The 20,600-nt window shown below is 43.7% G+C and carries 24 protein-coding genes; all 24 read right to left on the minus strand.

The features are described from left to right. Positions 1 to 5: 5 nt before the first annotated feature. A complete protein-coding gene (locus K1Y79_RS06945) occupies positions 6 to 1,214 on the minus strand; it encodes a DUF2062 domain-containing protein (protein ID WP_220249268.1) in 1,209 nt (402 codons plus the stop codon). After that, positions 1,214 to 1,579 carry a 3-hydroxyacyl-ACP dehydratase gene (locus tag K1Y79_RS06950; protein WP_220249269.1) on the minus strand — a complete coding sequence of 122 codons (366 nt, stop codon included), beginning with the start codon at positions 1,577 to 1,579 and terminating at the stop codon, positions 1,214 to 1,216. The genes K1Y79_RS06945 and K1Y79_RS06950 overlap by 1 nt, the downstream gene beginning before the upstream one ends. Then, entirely contained in the window at positions 1,579 to 2,199 is a 621-nt protein-coding gene (locus K1Y79_RS06955; RefSeq protein WP_220249270.1) for a hypothetical protein, read from the minus strand. The genes K1Y79_RS06950 and K1Y79_RS06955 overlap by 1 nt, the downstream gene beginning before the upstream one ends. Next, positions 2,177 to 2,809, minus strand: a complete 633-nt coding sequence (locus tag K1Y79_RS06960) for a LolA family protein (protein ID WP_220249271.1) — start codon at positions 2,807 to 2,809, stop codon at positions 2,177 to 2,179. Before K1Y79_RS06960 ends, K1Y79_RS06955 begins: the two co-directional genes overlap by 23 nt. Continuing rightward, on the minus strand, positions 2,802 to 3,578 hold the full coding sequence (locus K1Y79_RS06965; protein ID WP_220249272.1) for a polysaccharide deacetylase family protein: 777 nt from the start codon (positions 3,576 to 3,578) through the stop codon (positions 2,802 to 2,804). Before K1Y79_RS06965 ends, K1Y79_RS06960 begins: the two co-directional genes overlap by 8 nt. Then, positions 3,572 to 4,636 (minus strand): beta-ketoacyl synthase N-terminal-like domain-containing protein, encoded by a 1,065-nt coding sequence (locus K1Y79_RS06970; protein ID WP_220249273.1) that lies wholly within the window; start codon positions 4,634 to 4,636, stop codon positions 3,572 to 3,574. The genes K1Y79_RS06965 and K1Y79_RS06970 overlap by 7 nt, the downstream gene beginning before the upstream one ends. Positions 4,637 to 4,639: 3 nt before the next feature. Further along, positions 4,640 to 5,854, minus strand: a complete 1,215-nt coding sequence (locus K1Y79_RS06975) for a beta-ketoacyl-[acyl-carrier-protein] synthase family protein (protein ID WP_220249274.1) — start codon at positions 5,852 to 5,854, stop codon at positions 4,640 to 4,642. Between the two features lie 3 nt (positions 5,855 to 5,857). Then, positions 5,858 to 6,115: a phosphopantetheine-binding protein gene (locus K1Y79_RS06980; RefSeq protein ID WP_220249275.1), complete on the minus strand. Its 258-nt coding sequence runs from the start codon at positions 6,113 to 6,115 to the stop codon at positions 5,858 to 5,860. A gap of 14 nt (positions 6,116 to 6,129) precedes the next feature. Then, a complete protein-coding gene (locus K1Y79_RS06985; RefSeq protein ID WP_220249276.1) occupies positions 6,130 to 6,750 on the minus strand; it encodes a beta-ketoacyl-[acyl-carrier-protein] synthase family protein in 621 nt (206 codons plus the stop codon). A gap of 2 nt (positions 6,751 to 6,752) precedes the next feature. Further along, positions 6,753 to 8,000 carry an NAD(P)/FAD-dependent oxidoreductase gene (locus K1Y79_RS06990; RefSeq protein ID WP_220249277.1) on the minus strand — a complete coding sequence of 416 codons (1,248 nt, stop codon included), beginning with the start codon at positions 7,998 to 8,000 and terminating at the stop codon, positions 6,753 to 6,755. A 22-nt stretch (positions 8,001 to 8,022) separates the two neighbouring features. Then, positions 8,023 to 9,090 (minus strand): methyltransferase, encoded by a 1,068-nt coding sequence (locus K1Y79_RS06995; RefSeq protein WP_220249278.1) that lies wholly within the window; start codon positions 9,088 to 9,090, stop codon positions 8,023 to 8,025. Between the two features lie 17 nt (positions 9,091 to 9,107). Then, positions 9,108 to 10,256, minus strand: a complete 1,149-nt coding sequence (locus K1Y79_RS07000; RefSeq protein WP_220249279.1) for a beta-ketoacyl synthase N-terminal-like domain-containing protein — start codon at positions 10,254 to 10,256, stop codon at positions 9,108 to 9,110. Beyond that, positions 10,253 to 10,702, minus strand: coding sequence for an acyl-CoA thioesterase (locus K1Y79_RS07005; protein WP_220249280.1), 450 nt, complete (start codon positions 10,700 to 10,702; stop codon positions 10,253 to 10,255). The genes K1Y79_RS07000 and K1Y79_RS07005 overlap by 4 nt, the downstream gene beginning before the upstream one ends. Before the next feature lie 18 nt (positions 10,703 to 10,720). Continuing rightward, on the minus strand, positions 10,721 to 11,425 hold the full coding sequence (locus tag K1Y79_RS07010; protein ID WP_220249281.1) for a hypothetical protein: 705 nt from the start codon (positions 11,423 to 11,425) through the stop codon (positions 10,721 to 10,723). A 13-nt stretch (positions 11,426 to 11,438) separates the two neighbouring features. Next, the gene (locus K1Y79_RS07015; RefSeq protein WP_220249282.1) at positions 11,439 to 11,858 is read right to left on the minus strand and encodes a 3-hydroxyacyl-ACP dehydratase; all 420 of its coding nucleotides are present in this window, start codon (positions 11,856 to 11,858) and stop codon (positions 11,439 to 11,441) included. 9 nt (positions 11,859 to 11,867) lie between these two features. Beyond that, the gene (locus K1Y79_RS07020) at positions 11,868 to 12,494 is read right to left on the minus strand and encodes a lysophospholipid acyltransferase family protein (RefSeq protein ID WP_236059512.1); all 627 of its coding nucleotides are present in this window, start codon (positions 12,492 to 12,494) and stop codon (positions 11,868 to 11,870) included. Between the two features lie 263 nt (positions 12,495 to 12,757). After that, positions 12,758 to 13,015 (minus strand): phosphopantetheine-binding protein, encoded by a 258-nt coding sequence (locus K1Y79_RS07025; protein WP_220249284.1) that lies wholly within the window; start codon positions 13,013 to 13,015, stop codon positions 12,758 to 12,760. 237 nt (positions 13,016 to 13,252) lie between these two features. Continuing rightward, positions 13,253 to 14,476 carry a beta-ketoacyl-[acyl-carrier-protein] synthase family protein gene (locus tag K1Y79_RS07030; RefSeq protein WP_220249285.1) on the minus strand — a complete coding sequence of 408 codons (1,224 nt, stop codon included), beginning with the start codon at positions 14,474 to 14,476 and terminating at the stop codon, positions 13,253 to 13,255. Positions 14,477 to 14,742: 266 nt separating this feature from the next. Next, on the minus strand, positions 14,743 to 15,471 hold the full coding sequence (gene fabG / locus K1Y79_RS07035) for a 3-oxoacyl-ACP reductase FabG (protein WP_220249286.1): 729 nt from the start codon (positions 15,469 to 15,471) through the stop codon (positions 14,743 to 14,745). A 20-nt stretch (positions 15,472 to 15,491) separates the two neighbouring features. After that, complete coding sequence (locus K1Y79_RS07040) at positions 15,492 to 17,030, minus strand: HAL/PAL/TAL family ammonia-lyase (RefSeq protein WP_220249287.1); 1,539 nt, start codon at positions 17,028 to 17,030, stop codon at positions 15,492 to 15,494. 162 nt (positions 17,031 to 17,192) lie between these two features. After that, complete coding sequence (locus K1Y79_RS07045; RefSeq protein ID WP_220249288.1) at positions 17,193 to 18,494, minus strand: hemolysin family protein; 1,302 nt, start codon at positions 18,492 to 18,494, stop codon at positions 17,193 to 17,195. Between the two features lie 24 nt (positions 18,495 to 18,518). Then, entirely contained in the window at positions 18,519 to 19,250 is a 732-nt protein-coding gene (locus K1Y79_RS07050) for a ZIP family metal transporter (RefSeq protein ID WP_220249289.1), read from the minus strand. Beyond that, on the minus strand, positions 19,247 to 19,825 hold the full coding sequence (locus K1Y79_RS07055) for a phosphatase PAP2 family protein (RefSeq protein WP_220249290.1): 579 nt from the start codon (positions 19,823 to 19,825) through the stop codon (positions 19,247 to 19,249). Before K1Y79_RS07055 ends, K1Y79_RS07050 begins: the two co-directional genes overlap by 4 nt. 2 nt (positions 19,826 to 19,827) lie before the next feature. After that, positions 19,828 to 20,571, minus strand: a complete 744-nt coding sequence (locus tag K1Y79_RS07060; RefSeq protein WP_317197475.1) for a class I SAM-dependent methyltransferase — start codon at positions 20,569 to 20,571, stop codon at positions 19,828 to 19,830. Positions 20,572 to 20,600: the final 29 nt, after the last annotated feature.

Here is a 20,600-nt window from a genome sequence, read left to right on the forward strand (position 1 = left end):
AGCAACTACTGTTGTACCTGGCGTTGCCTGGCCGGATCATTCCGGAAGATAGCCAGCAGCACATATACAAACAGTGTGACGAGTACTCCGGCAGCGACCGCCAGTGTACAAGCGCCAGTTAAATATTGAAATAGATTCTGTTTAATAATATCGAGGGAGAGGCTGGTACTAAATGGCAGCAGCAGACTCCCATCTTTTACCCATATCCTGCCGGTAGCAAAACTGGCGAAGATGACGAAAGGGATCATAGGCGGCAGGCTTACATGACAGAACATAAACACCAGCGCCTTATTCATTCTGAATAGCACAGCCAGCGCCATTGCCGTAACCATCTGAAAGCCCCATATCGGGATAATACCCATGAATACGCCAAACCCAATAGACAGGGCCTTGGTAAAGTTAGATTCTTCTTTATTCAGCACGTGATCGTACCACATACTACGCCAGCTTTCAGCTTTCAGCAGGTACCGGAAGAAATCCCTGGGTTTGATATATAGGAAGGCGATGGTTACAAGTACCGTATTGAGTACACTGATACGTGAAAAGTCCCTGAAAGGACGGAAATGTGAAACTCTTTCTTCTGCGGGGGGATAGTATACCTTAATAGGTGCCCAGTCAATCTTAATGCCTTTCCAGGAGCTTCTGACCAGCACTTCTATTTCAAATTCATACTTAGTACACCAGAAACGCATCTTACGCATGGCATACAACGGGTACAGGCGGTAGCCGGATTGGGTATCCGGCGCTTTCAGACCTGTTTCCACATAGAACCAGAAGTTAGAGAATTTATTGGCGAAAGTATTCTTACCAGGCATATTCTCCTGTTGGAGATTACGGGCACCGATAACAATAGTCTCCCTTTCTGTTTTCAGTTTTTCCAGGAACACCGGCAGATCAGACGCGAAATGCTGTCCGTCGGCATCCATGGTAATCACATACTCATAGCCCTGTTCAACAGCGTATCTGAAACCACGGCGTAGTGCAATTCCTTTACCTCTGTTAGGTAAGTATTCAACACGTTGTATCTGCGGGAAGGTATCCAGGATGGCCGCAGTTTCATCTGTGCTGCCATCATTAACAACAATAATATGGTTAGTATAAGAAAGAATATCTCTTATAACTGATTCCAGCGTTTTAGCATTGTTGTAAGTGGGTACCAGGACTGCTGCTTTCTGTGCAGTGAACTGATCGTTATATGTAGTAAAATCGGTCATTATGCACTAACAAATGTGCCCTGGAATTTCATAAAGGTGATAGCTTCATGTTTTAGAGAAGCAGTCACTTTTATCTCTCCGTCCTGCAGTTTATACTGAACACCGATCTCTACACGCGGATGAGCGTTAGGATCGATCATATTGAGGAACTTCTGGCTGGCAGCCTTTTTCAACACTACCTTTTTATCCAGCAATTTTTCCAATAGCTCCTGAATTGTCTGCATCATGCAAACACCAGGTACTACAGGACGGCCAGGGAAGTGTCCTTCAAATACGGGATGCGATGCATTCCATAAAACCTGGTATGTGCCAGTTTCTCCTGCAGTCTGCTCCTGCTCTACTGTATATAATTTTCCTGCTAACATTATTTCTGTACGCGTTGTAGTGAAATATTAAATTTAAAGCCCTGGTGACGGATATTGATGGTATCCGGTACGCCAGCAGTATAGTCCTGCATCCAGACCTTTACAACCGGCTTTCTGCTGGAGGATTTTTCAATCCTTACAAGCTCCTGGCAGGTTGTATCTGTGATGTAGTAATTATTACCTTTTTCTGTTGGTACCACAGTGTAATGATAGTCCTTGTCCCGTTTTATCTGCGCCTTACTCAGATCCGGCTGCAGGAGTACAAGTTCAAAGTCGCTGCGCAGTGTTTTAACGACTGCTTTCTTATCCATCTTAGGCAGCATGTAATGTTTGAAAAAACCGCCGTCTTTAGTAAACTCAAAATCAAAGAACTTAAAGCCCATCTCATTGGCAAACACTACCCGTAAGCTGCTATCAGGCATTTGCTTGAAGAACAGCAATCCGCTAAGATGATGCTTCAGTACATCAACCTGTGTGCTATAGAGCGTATTCTTAAACTGCGGGCGGAACTTTGTGATACAATGTACGTCTCCATTAGTCTGCTGCAGATTTTTATATGCAGAAGAACAACCAGACAATAGTCCAACCAATAGTATACTATTTAACAGCAAAAATCGCATCTGCAATGTTTACATTCAGTTGTTTGTGCAGGAAGCTGATACTGGTATCGTCGCCACCAGCTTCATACATTTCAATTTTACTAACGGAAAAGTCTTTCTTATCTACCAGCAGATGAATTGATTTAAAATATTGCGCCAACGACTTATTAACTGGCGTCATCTCCAGCAAATAAGCCTGTGCATTTTCAAGCACCTTTGTATTAAAATCTGCGTTATTCACAATATTTCCCTGCACACAGTCTACGGTGATTTTATTGATCTGATCGAACAATTTGTTTCCTTTGGTGGATACACGGTTCTCTTTTTGCCCGTCTTTCACTTTGATATCCTTTCCATTCATTATCAGCAGGTAATATGATGGTTGTGCATATTCCATACGTACCTTGTTGTCCTTTTTGAACCAGAACTTCCCTTTTGATACAATCTTATCAGCCAGCATGCTCAGATTCTTTTCCTGCACAAAATCACACTGAATAGACTGGGTGGCCTGAGATGCTTTTGCGAACTGTTGTTTGAAGGCACTCACATCAGCTACAGGCTTAAAACCTGATTGGGCCATCAGAGGAAAGGCGCTGATCATACAAACCAATAGCAGAATCCATCTACGCATAAGCAGGTATATTTAATAATTTATCAATTCGTTCAATGCAGTAACCCTCCTTCCTGAGATAAGAGATCAGTTCGGGTAGTATCTGCGCGGTTATTGCCATAGAGTCGTGTAGTAGTAACACCGCTCCAGGGCGTATACCTTTCTTTATTCTTTCAAGCAGTTCCGTCTTATCTTTCGCCACCGTATCCAGCGAACGGATATTCCAGCCAACCGGCGTGTAATTTCCCATTCTAATGGCTTTAGCCAGATTAGGGTTAGTCACCCCGTAAGGCGGTCGAAAGAGCAGTGGACGTTTACCCGTTGTATGTTTTACAGCATTATCCATCTGTTGCAACTCCGCCAGCATTTTTTGTGGTCCGAACATATCAAACCAGAAATGGTGGGAGAAGCTATGATTACCTATGATGTGTCCTTCTGCATCTATGCGACGCAATATTGCTTCTCTGCCACCGATGCGGCTACCGATACAAAAGAATGCGGCAGGCGTTTGTTCCCGCTGCAATATGTCCAGTATAGCAGGCGTATGTTGCTCAAGCGGACCATCGTCAAAAGTAATTGCAATCTTTTTCTCTGCTGTATCTGCCGCACATACCACTGGGATATAAAAATCTGAGCTGATTGTACAGGCTCCCCACACCAATGCTGCAACATAAGGTACTGGCAATATGAGAAAAATCCACCAGGGTAATGTCAGCCACAGGTTATGTACCAGCAGCGCTGTTACTACCAGTAAGCAAAGGCCGATATTTGCGGTACGGTGTGTCAGCATGCCGTTAAGAGGATCAGCGAATGATGCGTCTGTTTGTAATGATTGTAAATCAATATCTTCCGCACTTCTCCAGGCAAATGACCTTTGAACAGGGCAGCAGCAGGTGCCTGCTGTGCAGCAATGATTTTAGCCCCCATCCACATACCAAAAGCAGCAGCTGTCGGATATTCTCCGCAGAGGTGCTTAAAACAGGCTACAGGTTTACCTGGTAACAGCTGAGTTTCCACATATTCATACCATTCATCACCGCTGGCATCACCATTGCGCCCGGTAATCACCAGGCTTACCTCTTCCTCACTGCACTGATGAGCTGCGAGAAAAGCAGCAATATCTGCTGAAATTTCGGCTTTCCCTCCCGGTTTATATAAGGTAGTCACACCAGCCAGTTTCACCTTTGTATTCGCTCCTTTTTCCGTTCCAAGTACAAAACAGGTTGCTCCTTCACCTGCTACAGTACCATGAGTATGACTGTTTAACAGCGTATCAGGAGTAACAGGCTCTTTCTTATATAGATCAAAACGGGAAAGTATATTAAAGCTATGATTAGTCAACTCATCCATAGCTCCTGCCAGGATAGTGGAAGACTGGCCTTCCCTGAGGATCATGACTGCATCCAGCAGGGCGCTTTCAAAAGAGAATCCTTTATGTACAAAGGTATTGTTATAACCATGGCATCCCAGCATCAGCGCTATTTGTCCGGCGACAGTATTGTGCGTTGACTGTATAAAGGCTGTGGGTGTCAGCATCTCTTCCTGCTGGTTGATCATTTTTGAAAGAAACACACCGGTATCATCCAGGCAACCATAAGCAGTGCCGGTGATGATAGCGTCAGGTTTCTGCACACCTGCTTCCTGCAGGCCCAGCTGTGCCGCTGCGACTCCCATCTTTATGACGCGACTCATACGGCGTATCAGCTTTACATCTATCCATTGCTTGTAGTCAGGCTCACTGGCTTTCAGACGTGGTCCCTCCCAGGGAAGTATGTCCTCCGGGAACGCGCCACCTTTTGAAGTTTCCTGCGCAGATACACAACCCGTTCCTTGTATATAGATGTTCATATATTACAATTGCGCACTTTTTGAAAATATCAGACTTGAACAGTTTCCTCCAAAACCAAAGGAATTGGACATGACGTGCTGCAGCTGATGACCGGAAGAGAAGGCTGTTACCGGCGCAAATGGTAATTCCTTCATTTGTTTAGTAAAATTGGCATTGGGATAGATCACCCCTTCTTTCACTGCCCAGGCAGAAAATACCGCTTCTATCCCGCCACTTGCACCTAGGGTATGGCCAGTAAAAGATTTTGTACTGCTTACCGGTGGATAATGCGGCTCGAATAATCTTGCAATAGCGCTCCCTTCCGCCGCGTCATTATTCTGCGTACCGGTACCATGCAGATTGATATAGCTCACATCCTCTGGTTTGATTCCACTCATATCCATTGCACCTTTCATTGCCAGGAAATTACCTGTACCGTCAGGAGAAGAGGCCGTCTGATGATAAGCGTCGTTCGCGTTGGCAAAGCCGCTTAGCCTGCACCAAGGGGTTTTTCCTGCCGGCATTTCTGCGGCCAGCGCATCACTTACCAGTACTACATAACCAGCGCCTTCTCCAAGATTCAGCCCGGTACGGGTGTCATCGAATGGACGGCAGGCAGCCTGGTCCAGTATCATTAAGGTGTTAAAACCATTCAGTGTAAAACGGGTCAATGCGTCAGTTCCACCAGCAATGACTACATCCACCATATTATTTTTAATCAGCCTTGCTCCATACATTAAGGCATTCGCCCCAGAGGAACAGGCAGTACTGATTGTTGATATATGATGACGGATACCCATTGCGTCAGCTACCAGTTCGGTGATAGCACCACATTCATGATGTATTACCTGACTGAGTTGGCCTGCGGAATTATCCTGCAGATACTCAGCAAAGAAATCTTCTGTTTTATCCATTCCACCGACCGTATTAGCTGAAATAAAACCAACACGGAACTTGCGTATATCGCCCAGCCCTGTACTCTGCCATGCTTCTTCTGCAGCCACACGGCTTAATAAAGCTGTGCGGCTAAGTTTAGCAGACATACCGGTCCATCCGGCCAGCATCTCATTGGAAGCTTTCACTTCTACTACCGGAAATGTATGACGGTGTACAGAGTGCAGATACTGCATATGCGCCATACCCGGCTCCATATGTTTGAACGCAGTCATGCATTCAGACAGATTGTTGCCTATACCACAAATGACGCCGCCTCCGGCAATCCATACATCACTATGCATTATTTATTTATTTTGGTGCGCGGTAATGAATGCTGCGATCGTACGCACGGAATGAAATATTTCAGGTCCCTGTTCAGGGTTAGCTATCTTAATACCATACTGCTGTTGCAGCAATACAATGATCTCCAGTGCGTCAATAGAATCCAGCCCTAAACCGTCTTTGAACAGAGGTTGATCGTCTCCGATATCCTCAGGTTTAACTTCCTGCAGGTTCAGCTGTTCCACGATCTGCGCTTTCAGTGCCGCCATCAAATTTTCCATGATAAAATATTACGCTATAATGATTTAATGTTAATTGCCCGTTGCAGGTTGTGTGTATTAAATATTTCACCGTTCCCTTGCTGCTCTACCCGGTATAAGAATACATCATAAACAGGTCCCATCACCTCCACCCATCCACAGATACAGGCGTTCATAGCTCCTTCTGCAAATAACTGCGTGATATAACCGGTCATGAATGCTGCATCAAAAGCATCCGACGTAAAGAAGGCATTTTCTCCTTTGAAACCATGCCGGATACTGATCTCGCCCATGACGATATTGGGAAGTGTGTATACGAATAACGCCGGACTCGCAATATCCTTCACAGTATCGAAGTACCGAAGGTCCGTGTCAAGACTGGCGCTTTTATTTGCCAAAACCAGCCCGATTCTCTCAGCAGGATAATCCAGCGGCTGATCTTTAAGCAGCACTTCCGTTGCCAGCCAGCCTAGTTTACTGAGGGAGTCCATTTTATGAAACTTTGGATACTGGCCGGCAAAATGATCATATCCGGCACGCAGAAACTCAGGTAATTCCTGTTCCTGCGGTGCTTCCCACAATAATGTACCATTGCGGTAAACCCGGTTATTCCGGATCACACAACTACCTGTTATATATGCCTCGTCGTTATACAAAGCTATTGGTCCTGTTTTATTATTTCTGTTAATTCAATAGTACGCGCCAGTCGTTTCAGGGCTGTATTGTGGTTCTGAACAAACGGATTGCTCATATCCCATACATATCCTGCTAGCACTGAACATATTTGGTTTTTCACCTCCGGGCGCTGATCTTTTGAGAAAAAGATCTTATCCAGCGTACCATCATACCAGGCCATCACGTAAGAGCGGAAAGTATTCACACCCTGCATGGTTGGCTCCATGTATTCCTTATCCCAATCCACCGACTCTCCTTTCAGTTTGCGGATTACCAGTTTAGCTGCAGTCTGTGAGGAAACGCATGCCAAAGTTACGCCAGATGAGAAAATAGGATCTAAAAATTCTGTTACATTACCTGTCAATACAAAACCATCGCCATAGAACTTATCAGTCGTAGCAGACCATGATTCCAGTATACGCGGCTCAAATACCAGCTCCACATCGCGAAAACGCTCCCTGGTAAATGGCTCTGACTCCAGCATAGCCCGGTATTTTTCTTCTGCCGTTCCTGGAAATTCTTCAAAGAAAGACGGATCTCCCACGAAACCAAGAGATGTTATACCTGTTGAGAATGGAATGATCCAGATCCAGGTGCCCGGTTTATGTACAACCGCTGTGATACGGTTAGGTTCATCTGCCATAGAGCGGCGTGCATCAACTGTATGAGCAAACAGCGCTTTACGTGGCTGAAGCACTGAATTTTTCTCCAGGTTAAAGAGACGCGGTATTACCCTTCCATAACCACTACCATCTACAATGAAGCGTGCAGCGATCTGACTTTTGTTTCCGTGCTTGTCTTCAACTGTTGTTACAGAATCAGATCCGTTAAACTGAATATCAGTCACGGTAGTTTCATAAGAAACCGGTACACCCATAGCGGCCACTTCATCAGCCAGCGCCTTGTCAAAATCAGCTCTTGTCACCTGCCAGGTCCAGTTCCAGCCCGGAGTATGCTGCTCTTTGAATGTGAAGTCACAAACACTATCTCCTTTCACGAACTTAGCCCCATACTTTTCCTGAAAGCCTTGAGCCTTGATCGCGTCGATGAACTTTGCTTCTTCCAGGGCTTCCATACTACGTGGTAGCAGACTTTCTCCGATTACAAACCGGGGGAATGTAAGCTTTTCTACGATCTTTACGGAATAACCCGCCTGGTGGATAATTGACGCTGCGACTGTTCCGGCAGGGCCTGCACCTATCACTAATACGTCTACTGTTTCTGTGGTCATGGGATATGTTATGTTACATGGATTATTTTCTCTTACATTTCAGCAGTGTGTAGCTTAAACCCATTTCGTTGTTCTCTTCAATAATCTGCAATCCTGCATCTTCAATACATTTGAAGAAATCATCCGTGTGGTACATTTGGCTGTTGCCGTTTGCCATAGCGGTGAAATACAAGGAAGTCTGCTGTAATGAAAAGGCTGCCGCCTTGAATCGCTGTCTGTTCCAGAAGGGCTCAAGAATGTAGATCGTTCCTTGATCTGTTAAGGCATCTCCACAGCGCTTCAGAATAGAAACGATCTGTTCTTCGGAGAAACAATCCAGGAACTGGCTCATCCAGATAGCGTCAAAACCGGAAGGGAAAGGCAGGCTTTCATCTAAGATATTAGCTTCGTGGAACGCTACCCGATCGGCTACACCTGCATCTTTTGCACGCTGAGCAGCGATAGCAATCTCGCCTGGCAGATCAAACATGGTTACCTGCACATCTTTGTCGTAGGCAGTACAAGCAAGTGTCCATTTGCCAGTGTTGCCACCAATGTCAAGCAGGCGACGTGGTTTATTTGCAAATACGATTGGCAATGCCTGTGGAAACGCCAGATCGGAATAATAATGGTCAAAGTCAAACCAGCTTTTTCCTATTTCAGGAGGCAACAATGGTAGACCAGGATAGATAGTATCCCATGGACCGAGTTCTTTTAAGCCAGCAGGTTTACCTTCCCGTAAACTTTCCTGCAGGTGATTCATGCCGAGGTAGCAGATATCCTGTGAAAAGTCCATGTTAATGCGGGTTAGTTTGTCGTGCAGAATAAAATAACCTGTCTTAGTTAGAATGTATTTTTGATCTTTGATGATCAGCAGTTCAATACCCAGACCTGCTTCCAGTAATACGCGTACAGCGTAACGGGAGAGGGATACTTTCTCAATGACTTCCTCAATTGTAAGCCCTGTTTGTCCGGCATCGCTGATAGCCTGCAGAATACCCATATCGCGTAATGCGCGGGTGGCCTGAAAAGCTATTGGGGCAAAGGCTAGTCTTAGTGCTGCTTCCTGTGCCTGTAATGCTGTTTTCGTCTCTTTAGTAAAAAACTCCATTCTAAATTAAGATTAGATTATTTTGAAAATATCATGGCCGCGTTGCAACCGCCAAAGCCTGATACTGTTTTCATAAAATATTGCATAGGCCTGCTGCTGATCTGATTGCTCACCTTTACAGGATGAGGTACGCCCAGCTCACGAAATCCTATAGTAGGGATCACTATCTGTTGTTGTAAAGCATGCATGCTTATTACAGCTTCAATAAGCCCTGCGGCTCCGAGTGTATGCCCATAATACCCTTTCAGGCTATTCACTGGTACATCCAGAAGCCCCGCAAGGTGTAATGCTTTTGACTCCATTTCATCATTATATAACGTAGCTGTACCATGCGCAGAAACAAACCCAATATCAGCAGGCGTAAGCCCGGATCCTTTCATTGCCTGCTGCATAGCAAGACTTAGCTCTGCACCAGTGCGGGAGGGACCAGATATGTGATTGGCATCATTGCTCACTGCGCCGGCTCCTACACGAATAGATGCAGGAGTCAGATAAGTTTCATCAGCTGTCATGATCACGGTTGCGGCACCTTCACCCAGAGTGACACCTTTGCGCTCAGCATCAAAGGGACGACAAGGTTCATTACTAACTGCCTGAAAAGACTGAAATCCTGATAATACAAATCTGGTTACGACATCAGCACCGGTTACGACCGCATGGTCATACTGGCCGGAAAGTATCAGCCTTCTAGCTGTTAGAATAGCCAGCAATCCTGAAATACAGGCATTACTAACAACAATAGGTTCTGCTGTATAATTAAAGTATTGCGCCACTTTCTTTGCCGTATTGGTCAGTTCCATCTCCTGCAAAGGCGCATTTGCAGGATTTTCCTGCTGTTCAAGTAATTCAATATTTCCTTTTGTTGTGGAAACAATGAATGCAGTACGACCATTGTTAATATTAATATCCGTTCTGTCCAGGGCGTTCTGTACTGATAGAATTAACAGCTGCTCAAACTTGGTGTATTGTTCCAGAGTTTCATCATTCCAGCTACTCTCGAGCTGTCCAACTCCCATCATAGCAGCATAGAAGGGCCCCGCAGACATTTTAGGATCATCATGCAGGCTTATACCGCTTTGCCCACTGCTGACATTTGCAAAATTCTCTTCAGTTGTTCTGCCCAGCGGAGATAAAATATTATCCGCTACTACATACACGCTTTTCATCTTTTCACATTATTAGGGGGAAGAATCAGTCCATGATCGGCTTTCCATTTCTCGAAAAACGGTGGAATAGTCAATTGTAGTGTAGATGTTGGTGCATCAAGAAATACCTGTAGCGAGCTGCCATCTGCTACCAGTTCACCGGTTGTAAAATTATAGAGTTTATACTCGAACTTTATTTTTGCCGCAGCCGTATTTACATAGGTAGTGTCCACAATAACACGATCTCCATAGCGCAATGAGCGCTTGTAGTTGCATTGCACATTGACAACGGGAACGGTATATCCTTCCCTATAAACATCGAGGTATCGCAGCCCGTATTTTTCACCGAATGCTTCCCTACCATCCTCAAAATAACGAACATAGTGTCCGTGCCATACAATCCCTAATGGATCTGCTTCATTAAACTTTACCAAAATGTTCACTTGCTCGGTCAATACAGGGCTCATTATCTTTATTTTTCCTGATTAGTTTGCCATCTTCCAGTGCTGACCGACAATAGCAGCTACCTTAGTTTCAGCTGTCGCTGTAGCCTTGGTTTTCCACTCTTTGTATTTACCATGGTCAATAGAATTGAGCACCTTATATATTGGGTAAGCCCAGTAGTTACGGAAGCCAAAGCCTTTTGCTGTACCAGCAAAACGTTCTGCCAGGAGCACCTTTTTGCTGGCCAGGTCAATCAAAGTTGCATATACGTATGCTTCCTTGTTTGTCTTACTCATTCCATCTACAATAAATACCAGTCCAATACCTTTTTTGCCTGACAATTCATATTTCTTCACATGTTTGTCAATATCAACCGCAGTCAATCCTTTTTCCAGCTCTGCTAATACATCTGTTTTGATCTTGTCAGTTTTGACACTCGCATTAAGTTTTCTTACCGCATCAAGGTAATTTATGACACTTGTTCGCTTAAAACTGCCAGCTACATCATACTTCTTTGGTTCTGTAACTATAACGGTATTAATGGGTTCAAATTTAGCCACAATCTCATCAGCGGTAGCTACCTCGCCTTCCACTTTTGCAATGGAGAAGTCAACACCGAGGTAAGTCAGCGGAGCGGATTCATCGCTGAAAAAATCTCTGAGGCTCTGCCCATGGGTCTCACTTTGAGACAAGCAGATTAATACCAGTGTCAAGCTCGCAAACAGACATTTCCTTAAGGTGGTCATATACAAAATGGATTTATGGATTTATGAAAATTTTCAGTTCACATTGAGCCATTAATCTTCCATCCAGGGTCACTTTGGCAGCAACCATTGTAGCATTGAACACCTGGCTTTGTATTTCTGTGGTAGTTTCGATAAAAGATCCAGCAGGTGGAAAAGCGAAGACTTCAAAGTCTTTTACCGCGCCAATAAAACCGATAGGTACAGGTGTGCCTTCCTGTAATGCAACATAACCCACACGCGCAGCGGCGGTCTGAGCCATGTTCTCCAGTAATCCTGGTGATTTAAGCACACCTTCTTCGACAAAAAGATTGTCTGCGGCTATCTGGAGACCAGTACGGGTGATATTGTCTTTCACTTCCAATATTCCGCTGATCATCACGATTGGTGTACGCTGCGGGATGTATGCTGTAATGTTGTCGGTGTGGATGAACATAAAAATCGTCTATTTTTCTTCTGGCATTTCCCAGAAATCGTAATAATTAAACCATTGCTCAGGATATTTTCTTACCATTCCCTCCAGTTCTCCAACAAAATCCTGAACGGCATTTTCTACCCCTTGCCGCCGGCGGCCATGATATTCCCTTGGCTGGGTAGCATACAGGTGATAATGAGTGGCAGTTTCCTTAAAGGCAAACACCAATGACACCGGTACCCTAAATGTAGATGCCAACAGGAACGGTCCTGCTGGAAAACGGGCATCTGCTCCCATAAAAGGAACAGTCACCGTTTTGTTTCCCTTCAAGAACCGGTCGGCATGCATACATACCAGTTCCTGATTACTGAGGGCATCATTTATAGCGTAAATGTGCGACAAATCGTCCTTAATAACAATAATATTCACGTTACGTTCTCCTGTAACGGATGATAAGTATTTCTTGATACGCTCATGCTCGCCATCAAACATGACAATATTGATACGTGTTTCCAAACGACTAAATAAGTGTCCTGCTACTTCCCAGTTACCTAAATGAGCACTGAGCATAATACCGCCTCTACCAGCAGTAGTAATTTCCCGCAAGTAATGTTCACCATCAAATTCAAAGGTGAATTTATTTTTTATGCCAGACATAACAACGACCTTATCAATAAGCACCTGGCCGAAAATATAATAATTTCGGTACAGACTTATTAGAGAACGCCACCAGCTATATCCGACCCTGGTTCTGAAGTATTGAAAAATGGGGCGCGAGGAGCTATAGGAAAACAAAAAATAATATGCGGCTACAAACCTTAATAATACATAAGCAGGCAGTACGCCCCCATAACGCAATGTTCCTATAAAAATACTATACCCCAGCTTATTTCCTTTGGATTTCCCCTCCCAGGAAGACATTATACCAGCTCCTTTTGTTTGATACGATCAGCCACGTAATCATAAAAGTTCTGGAATGTGGCTATTCCCTGGAAATCTTCAGGATTTACTTTAAATCCAAAGTTGTTTTCAATTACAACTACCAGATCAATATAGTCCAGACTATCCAGATCAAGTGTAGCTTTCAGGTTGGCATCAGGCGTGATTTTGTCCCCATCCGCTTCAAATTCCTCTACTAGGAATGCATTCGTAATTCTTATGATTTCTTGTTTGTCCATATCAGTGTAACTCTAGGATATAGGTTGAGCTATATACGTTATTATTCAGAATTAAAGTTCGCTTTAGATTGGCTGTTAATCCGGACTGATGTTTCTTCAATTGTTGCGATCCTCCAAATAGTTCACCGATTAACCTTTCCTGCGTATTGTTCTTTTAGTCCCTCAAAGGTAAAAATATCCGGGCAGATATTAACTATTGCCGGTGTTGTGGTAATTAAAGTGTTGACAGTTAACTATCTATTTTTCCCATTTTCTGACTATTAGGGAAGAATTTGTACCCCCAAAGCCAAAGGAATTAGACAAAAATATATTAAAATCTTTATTAATGGTAGTATTGTTAATATTTAGCCTTTCAGCTGCTCCATCTGGATTTTCTAAGTTGATATTAGGAGCAATAAAACCATTTTGCATCATCAACATGGAATAAACGATCTCACTTGCACCCGCCATCCAGCATTCATGGCCAGTCATCGACTTCGTGGAACTCACATATGGCTTTGAATCGCCAAATACAAGATCAATTGCCGCTGCTTCACTTGCGTCGCCCGCTGGAGTACTAGTTGCATGAGCATTGATGTAAGCGATATCTTTAGGTTGTAAACCTGCATCCTGTAATGCAATCTGTAAAGAACGTGCCGGTCCCTCAATAGTAGGGTTCGATATATGTGCACCATTGGAAGAAAATCCGTAACCAATCACCTCTCCCAGAATATTTGCACCTCTGCGCTGTGCAGATTCGAGACTTTCCAATATCACGGTAGCACCACCGCCACTTGGTACAAGACCGTCACGGTTCCGATCAAATGGGCGGCTGGCTTTTGCCGGATCATCTTCCCTCACAGAAAATGCGGCTATACCATCAAAGTTTCCCATTGAGTAAATATTAATTTCCTGGGCTCCACCACATACGACACAATCCTGCATACCATTACGAATAAACATATAGCCCAGTCCGATTGCATGCGAGCCGCTCGCACATGCTGCACTTACACTAAAATTAATTCCCCTGAGCTTAAAAATAGTAGCCAGGTTCATGTTTACAGTAGAGTTCATTGTCTGGAACACAGAGCCAGAACCCACTAGCATTGTATCCTTCTTCTCCCGCATAATATCATTCGCTTCTATCACCGGCTTGGAAGAACTGTCATTGCCAAACAATAATCCAACTTCTGTTTTCTCTATATAATCAGGATCTATTTTTGCCTGTTCCAGCGCTTCGCGAGTGCTCATATAAGCAAACTCCGCCTGCTCCGGCATCATTGTCCGGGCGCGGCGGTCGAGAACGCCTTTCAGGTCTGGACGATCTACATAACCCGTCAGTCCTGAACGATAACCAAATGCCTTTCTGGCAGGATCCAGTATAATACCGGATTTTCCTTTGTATAATGAATCACGTACCTCCTCCAGGTTCTTACCGATACAGGAATATATTCCTAATCCTGTTATCACTACTCTGTTCATGCAATACTGTTTAAATTAGGAATTAGGAATGAAGTATTAAGCGTGGAATGCCGTGAATATCTCCACAATACCTTCTTATACTTCTGATGCCTAACTTTTCAGGTATCTTACTGATGCAGGAATTTATGTTCAATCCTGTTATCATTATACTGGTATACAGTTGTAAAATCAAAAACTCAGGACAAATCGAGATTAATGGCAAAGCAAATTTCTCTAAAGAAGTCCAGTGTACAACAATTCTGATTCTTCATTCTAATCACCAAGGCTCACGTGTATAGTCCACCATTGATTGACAACACTTCCCCTGTGATATAGGAAGATGCTTTAGATGCGAAAAAAGCAACGGCTTCTGCTACCTCTTCAGGCGTACCAAACCGGTTCATCGGCACCTGAGCAGCAAGTTCTTTCTCATTCAGTTCTGCTGTCATGTCTGTTTTGATAAAACCAGGTGCTACTGCATTCACCGTAACGCCCCGTTTAGCTACTTCTTGAGCCAACGCCTTTGTGGCACCTATTACGCCAGCTTTAGCAGCAGAATAGTTGGTTTGTCCCGGAAGGCCTTTAATACCTGAAAGTGATACGATGTTAATAATACGCCCATAACGTTTCATCAACATATTATTTAACACCTGTTTGGTAACATTATAAAAACCATCCAGACTGATATTCAGTACATTTCTCCATTGTTCCGCATTCATCCAGAATAACAGATTGTCCTCACGAATACCAGCATTATTTACCAGTACCTCTATCTGTTTTTCTTTATTGTTTTCCACCCAAGCACCTAACACAGCTTGTACGTCCTCATTGTTGCCAACATTGAACTGCAGCAGCGCTCCATCACTCCCCTTCGCTCTTACCGCTTCAAGCGTCTCAATGGCTGCTGCTTCATTGCCTTTATAATTAATCAGTATATAGTACCCCATTTCGGCCATTTTCACACATACAGCCCTGCCGATACCTCTGGAGCCACCTGTTATTAAAGCACATTTCATCCGATAATTGTTTTAGGAGGTTACCACACGATTGCTGGATCATGCTGCAACAGGTATTCCTTGATCTTTTTAGCGTCTTTATATTTAGGACTGTCTTCAATAAATTTAGGGAAAATTGCCCTTACTTCAGTGTAAATGCGGTTTGAGATGGATGACAACTTCTCATGGCAATTCAGATAGTCTACTGCCTGCAGCATTGTCATTACCTGGATAGCCAACACTTCATAAGCGTTCTCGATCACGCGATTTGTCATAAGTGCCGCATTACAACCCATGCTCACAATATCCTGATTATCATTATTGTTAGGAATGCTATGCACATACATTGGGAATGACAAAGTCTGATTTTCCGCTACTGTGGAGGTAGCTGTAAACTGAATACCCTGCATTCCAAAGTTGAGACCTAATTTGCCCAAATTCATAAATGGAGGGAACTTATGGTTCAACTTGTCATTCATCAGGTAGTTTAACTGTCTCTCCGACAACATTGATAACTTTGTTATTGCAATCTTCACCTTATCCATTTCCAACGAGATGTAATCTCCGTGGAAATTACCTCCATGGAATACATTCTCCTGATGGTGATCCACTACCGGATTGTCACTTACAGAGTTCAATTCCTGCACTACAATTTGCTCTGCTTGCACAAGAGTATCATAGATAGGACCTAGCACCTGTGGTACGCAACGTAAAGAGTAGTATTCCTGCACTTTATCTTTAAAGATTTCTTCTTCAAGCTCTTTGTAGAAGTGGTCTGGACGATGCCTAATCATCTTACTATCTTTCAGCACGTTACGCATAGCGGCAGCTACTTTATTCTGTCCCTCATGACGCTTAACAGCATTTAATTCTTTTGACAGATGATCGTCAAAAGCTTCAACTACCTCGTTGATCATAGACGAAAGGATACAGCTCCAACCAAGCAACTTCTTCGCTTCAATGATATTTACCAATGCAATACCTGTCATCGCTGAAGTACCATTGATCACAGCAAGGCCCTCCCGTACATGCACACCTATAGGCTTTAAACCTAATTGGGCATATACTTCTCCTGTCGGACGAAGTTTACCCTCATACATTACTTCACCCTCACCAATTAGCACCAATGCCAGGTGAGCAAGCTGTACCAGATCGCCGCTGGCACCTACACCACCATGTTCACACACACAAGGATATACATCTTTATTAATCAGGTCACGCAGTAAATGCACTACTTCCGGATGTACTCCAGAATGCGCCTGCATGAAACTGCTGAGCCGCGCTATCATAAGACCTTTTGTCAATAGTGGTGCAAGGAATTTCCCTGCTCCTGAACTATGGCTGCGGATAAGATTATACTGTAACTGGTGGGTATCGCTCTCGCTGATGCGGTATTGAGCCATCGGCCCGAAGCCTGTATTGATACCGTAGATAAGTTTTTTCGCCGCAAACTTCTTCAGAAACTCAAAGTTTTCTGATACCTGCTGTAAAGCGGCTTCTTCCAGGCTTAACTCCTCCCCATCAAATAACACGCGGTACACTTCGTCCAGTGAAAGCACCTTACTTCCTAAAACAACCATTATCTTAAATTAAATTATTTGATTATGTAAAAAAGTGCTCAAAATTAGCAAAAAACAATTACGAATTACAAATGGGGAACTACGTAATTTATCAGTATGATAATCCTACGTATCCGGCCACTTACAATTCGTAACAAGTGTGATCTCGTACAGCTTATGTAATCAGCCCTCTTCAACGTCTTCCCCCGGTGCTTCTACAAGCACTTTGTCAATACGGTGGGCATCCATATCAACTATCTCAAAAGTAAATCCTCTCCACTCGAACTTTTCCCCAATCTTGGGAATATGCTCCTGATGGTGCAGGATAAAGCCGGCCATAGTATCAAATTCCTGTTCAAATTCCGCCATCCAGTCTTCCCGGTCAAATTTGCCCAGGAAGTCATAAAAAGGTATCTGTCCGTCTACCAGGTAAGAACCGTCTTCCCGGAGCACAATCTCATAATCATCGTCCTGCCCTGTTTCCGGCATATCGCCTACAATTGCTTCAAGAATATCGTTGAGTGTAATCATTCCTAGGAAAGTCCCATATTCATCCACAATAAAGGCTGCGTGACTTTGGGTTTCCTTAAATTTCTCCAATACTTGGTATGCTGAGTTATTTTCAGGGACAAATAGCGGCTTTTTTATGATCGGAGCGAGCGCATGTTTATTATCAGCTGCCGCCATATAAAGGTCTTTGATAGATATTATACCTTTAATATTATCGATTTCATCGTCACACACAGGATAAACTGAATGAGGACTATCAAATATTTTACTCCGGATAATTTCTTTGGGATCATTGATATCCAGCCACACTATGTCTGTACGGTGCGTCATTAACGACGTGATATTCCTGTCCCCTAGGTGAAATACCCGCTCAATTATCTCCTGCTCCGTTTCTTCAATTGCTCCTGATGTAGCACCCTCGTTGATCAGCGCTTTTATTTCCTCCTCAGTGGCATTGCCATCGATGGTCGGTTTAAGGTTGAAAATATTAATCAGGAAATTTGTAAAAATAGACAGTAGCCAGATAAAGGGATAAGTAATGGTAGCAACCCATTTCATCGGTCCAGCCATCTGCCGGGCTATTGATTCAGGCCTTAAAATGCCCAGACGCTTAGGTACAAGTTCTCCTATCACTAATGTGAAGAAAGTAACAACTACTACAATTATAGTGATTGCAATGCCATCACTATAACTACTTAACTGAGGGAAAGTAGATATGTAAAAAGCCAGGTGCGGTTTAAGACTAATACCTGATAATACTCCTATCAAAATGCTGATAAGTGTGATGCCTACCTGAACAGTAGATAGAAACCTGTCCGGGTTACTGGCCAACCTGAGGGCTGCCCTTGCCTTTTCATCCCCTTTGTTGGCCAGAAATTCCAGCCTTGCTTTACGAGCATATTCCATGGCAATCTCTGACATTGAGAATAAGCCATTTAGTAAAATAAGGATGAGGATAATGACGACGACTTCCATGTTTAAAAGCCTAAAAATAAAGAATTATTCAAATATTAAGGTAAGAAATGCTAAAACCAGACCCGCCGCTATGGCTATCACCTTACGATAGCTGAGCTCATGATGCTTGGTACCGCTTTCGTAAAAAATAGTGGTAGAAATATGTAAAAATGCCCCTATAACCAACGCTACAATATAAGCCGTAAAGTTGGAGATAAAAGCTGAATGTTCACCGAGCTCTGATGCCAGTAAAGCCGCCACGGGCGTTACCAGTGCAAATAATATCAATGTACGCCAGGTAACAGCCGCCCGCTGGTGCGAATGCATTAATACCGTTATCAACGTAAACGCTTCTGGCAATTTATGCGCAGCAACGCCAATTACCAGGGAAGATAAGGCCGCCTGGTCATGAAAACGAAAACCGAGCGGAATCCCCTCCATAAAGGCGTGTATTGATAATCCCAGCAGCAGTGGTGCAAGGTGCACGTGGTGATGCTTATCCGTCGGTATATGAGTATGCCCATGCTCTGTACCATGCGACAAGGTCTGCAATGCTACCTGCAGAAAAAAGCCTAATACAATAAAGATTCCGGCCTGATGCCCCAACTCATGGTATACCTCTGGCAACAGATGCATGATAGTAATGCCAAACAGACATGCTCCTGTAAATGCCAGCATATAAATGGGTAAATTGGGATTTACCCGCTTAACCACCATAGGAATCACTCCACCAACTAAGGTAGCCAGTAAAACAATTAATAAAAAGATCCAGTTCATGTTGATAATTCAGGTTCCAGTCTGATACGCCGTTGAAAAACTCCGGCGCTCATTACTCCAAGGAATATACCTAACAGGCCACCTCCTGTTACATCCAGCGGATAATGGACGCCCACGTAGACCTGTGCGTAACAGATCACCGCGGCCCAGACAAAAAACGAAGCGGCAAACCATTTAGAGATATGCCTAAAAGTGAGGAAACAAAAAGTGCCCAGTGCGAAATGATTGGCTGCATGAGAGGAAGTAAAACTACCGCTACCCGGACAGTGTACAACGAGCAATCTAACGAAGTGCTGTATCAACGGATCCCGACAGGGCCTCAGTCTCCCTACAGTATCTTTGATAAATAGACTTGACTGATCTGCCAGGCCGAAAGTGATCAGGAAAAATGCTGCCCACCACAAACCTCTCCAGCCATAATTCATCGTTACAAACATTAGCAGGAAAAGATATAACGGTGCCCATACAAACGGCTCCCTCAACCATGGTACAAAAGCATCCAGTACTGGATGGCTCCATACGTTATTGATATGAAAGAATAATTTGTAATCCAGTCTTAACAGTCTTTCTAACATGGCTATTGTTTTTCAGCTATAATAATCAGCCTCGGCGAATGCTGTTCATCATAGCTATTAAAATGATAGTCTCCAAAGATATCGGTTATCTGTAAACCCTGGCGGACAAACATTTCTTCAAAATCTGACAAGGTAAATGCACTCACATTCTCTGTAAAGGTCGCACGCTGTAACCTCGCACGGTCTAATATATTGATCTGCTTCTGAAACTTACCATCATTTACCTCCCGCACTATCTCAAATACAACGTCTCCCTCCTCTTTCACCTCATTTGGCACCAAATTAGCCATCGCATAGGCGCTATTCAGATAATCCAGTACCAGTTTTCCACCTGGCTTCAAGGAGTTTTTCATCGTACGCAAAGCGTTCTCGTTCTCACGTTCGGTGTCAAAATAACCAAAGCTGGTAAAAAAGTTAAATACAAGGTCAAAGTAATTCACTCTGAATGGCAGCCGCATATCATGCTGAAAAAAACTAAGATGGTCATTTTCCAGCTTTTTGGCAATGTTAATACTGCGGATAGACAAGTCAATGCCCGTTACCGTATATCCTTTGGAGGCCAGATAGCCAGAATGTCGCCCTTTTCCACAGGCTACATCCAGCATTGTCGCGTCAGCCGGCGGACGCAGGTACTGCAGCAGCTTATCAATGAATGTCGCCGCTTCTGCCGTGTCCCTGTTATTATATAACAAATGGTAATATGGCGAATTGAACCAGTCTTTAAACCAATGTTTTTGTATTTCCACTGCTAACTCATTAAAAACTTCCATGATCA

The organism is Chitinophaga rhizophila (assembly GCF_019492185.1).
Classification (GTDB): domain Bacteria; phylum Bacteroidota; class Bacteroidia; order Chitinophagales; family Chitinophagaceae; genus Chitinophaga; species Chitinophaga rhizophila.

What these genes read in the sequence shown, in the direction of transcription:
- K1Y79_RS06945 (WP_220249268.1), bottom strand. Translation starts at nt 1,214, where the DNA reads ATGACCGATTTTACTACATATAACGATCAGTTCACTGCACAGAAAGCA.
- K1Y79_RS06950 (WP_220249269.1), bottom strand. Translation starts at nt 1,579, where the DNA reads ATGTTAGCAGGAAAATTATATACAGTAGAGCAGGAGCAGACTGCAGGA.
- K1Y79_RS06955 (WP_220249270.1), bottom strand. Translation starts at nt 2,199, where the DNA reads ATGCGATTTTTGCTGTTAAATAGTATACTATTGGTTGGACTATTGTCT.
- K1Y79_RS06960 (WP_220249271.1), bottom strand. Translation starts at nt 2,809, where the DNA reads ATGCGTAGATGGATTCTGCTATTGGTTTGTATGATCAGCGCCTTTCCT.
- K1Y79_RS06965 (WP_220249272.1), bottom strand. Translation starts at nt 3,578, where the DNA reads ATGCTGACACACCGTACCGCAAATATCGGCCTTTGCTTACTGGTAGTA.
- K1Y79_RS06970 (WP_220249273.1), bottom strand. Translation starts at nt 4,636, where the DNA reads ATGAACATCTATATACAAGGAACGGGTTGTGTATCTGCGCAGGAAACT.
- K1Y79_RS06975 (WP_220249274.1), bottom strand. Translation starts at nt 5,854, where the DNA reads ATGCATAGTGATGTATGGATTGCCGGAGGCGGCGTCATTTGTGGTATA.
- K1Y79_RS06980 (WP_220249275.1), bottom strand. Translation starts at nt 6,115, where the DNA reads ATGGAAAATTTGATGGCGGCACTGAAAGCGCAGATCGTGGAACAGCTG.
- K1Y79_RS06990 (WP_220249277.1), bottom strand. Translation starts at nt 8,000, where the DNA reads ATGACCACAGAAACAGTAGACGTATTAGTGATAGGTGCAGGCCCTGCC.
- K1Y79_RS06995 (WP_220249278.1), bottom strand. Translation starts at nt 9,090, where the DNA reads ATGGAGTTTTTTACTAAAGAGACGAAAACAGCATTACAGGCACAGGAA.
- K1Y79_RS07000 (WP_220249279.1), bottom strand. Translation starts at nt 10,256, where the DNA reads ATGAAAAGCGTGTATGTAGTAGCGGATAATATTTTATCTCCGCTGGGC.
- K1Y79_RS07005 (WP_220249280.1), bottom strand. Translation starts at nt 10,702, where the DNA reads ATGAGCCCTGTATTGACCGAGCAAGTGAACATTTTGGTAAAGTTTAAT.
- K1Y79_RS07010 (WP_220249281.1), bottom strand. Translation starts at nt 11,425, where the DNA reads ATGACCACCTTAAGGAAATGTCTGTTTGCGAGCTTGACACTGGTATTA.
- K1Y79_RS07015 (WP_220249282.1), bottom strand. Translation starts at nt 11,858, where the DNA reads ATGTTCATCCACACCGACAACATTACAGCATACATCCCGCAGCGTACA.
- K1Y79_RS07020 (WP_236059512.1), bottom strand. Translation starts at nt 12,494, where the DNA reads ATGTCTGGCATAAAAAATAAATTCACCTTTGAATTTGATGGTGAACAT.
- K1Y79_RS07025 (WP_220249284.1), bottom strand. Translation starts at nt 13,015, where the DNA reads ATGGACAAACAAGAAATCATAAGAATTACGAATGCATTCCTAGTAGAG.
- K1Y79_RS07030 (WP_220249285.1), bottom strand. Translation starts at nt 14,476, where the DNA reads ATGAACAGAGTAGTGATAACAGGATTAGGAATATATTCCTGTATCGGT.
- fabG (WP_220249286.1), bottom strand. Translation starts at nt 15,471, where the DNA reads ATGAAATGTGCTTTAATAACAGGTGGCTCCAGAGGTATCGGCAGGGCT.
- K1Y79_RS07040 (WP_220249287.1), bottom strand. Translation starts at nt 17,030, where the DNA reads ATGGTTGTTTTAGGAAGTAAGGTGCTTTCACTGGACGAAGTGTACCGC.
- K1Y79_RS07045 (WP_220249288.1), bottom strand. Translation starts at nt 18,494, where the DNA reads ATGGAAGTCGTCGTCATTATCCTCATCCTTATTTTACTAAATGGCTTA.
- K1Y79_RS07050 (WP_220249289.1), bottom strand. Translation starts at nt 19,250, where the DNA reads ATGAACTGGATCTTTTTATTAATTGTTTTACTGGCTACCTTAGTTGGT.
- K1Y79_RS07055 (WP_220249290.1), bottom strand. Translation starts at nt 19,825, where the DNA reads ATGTTAGAAAGACTGTTAAGACTGGATTACAAATTATTCTTTCATATC.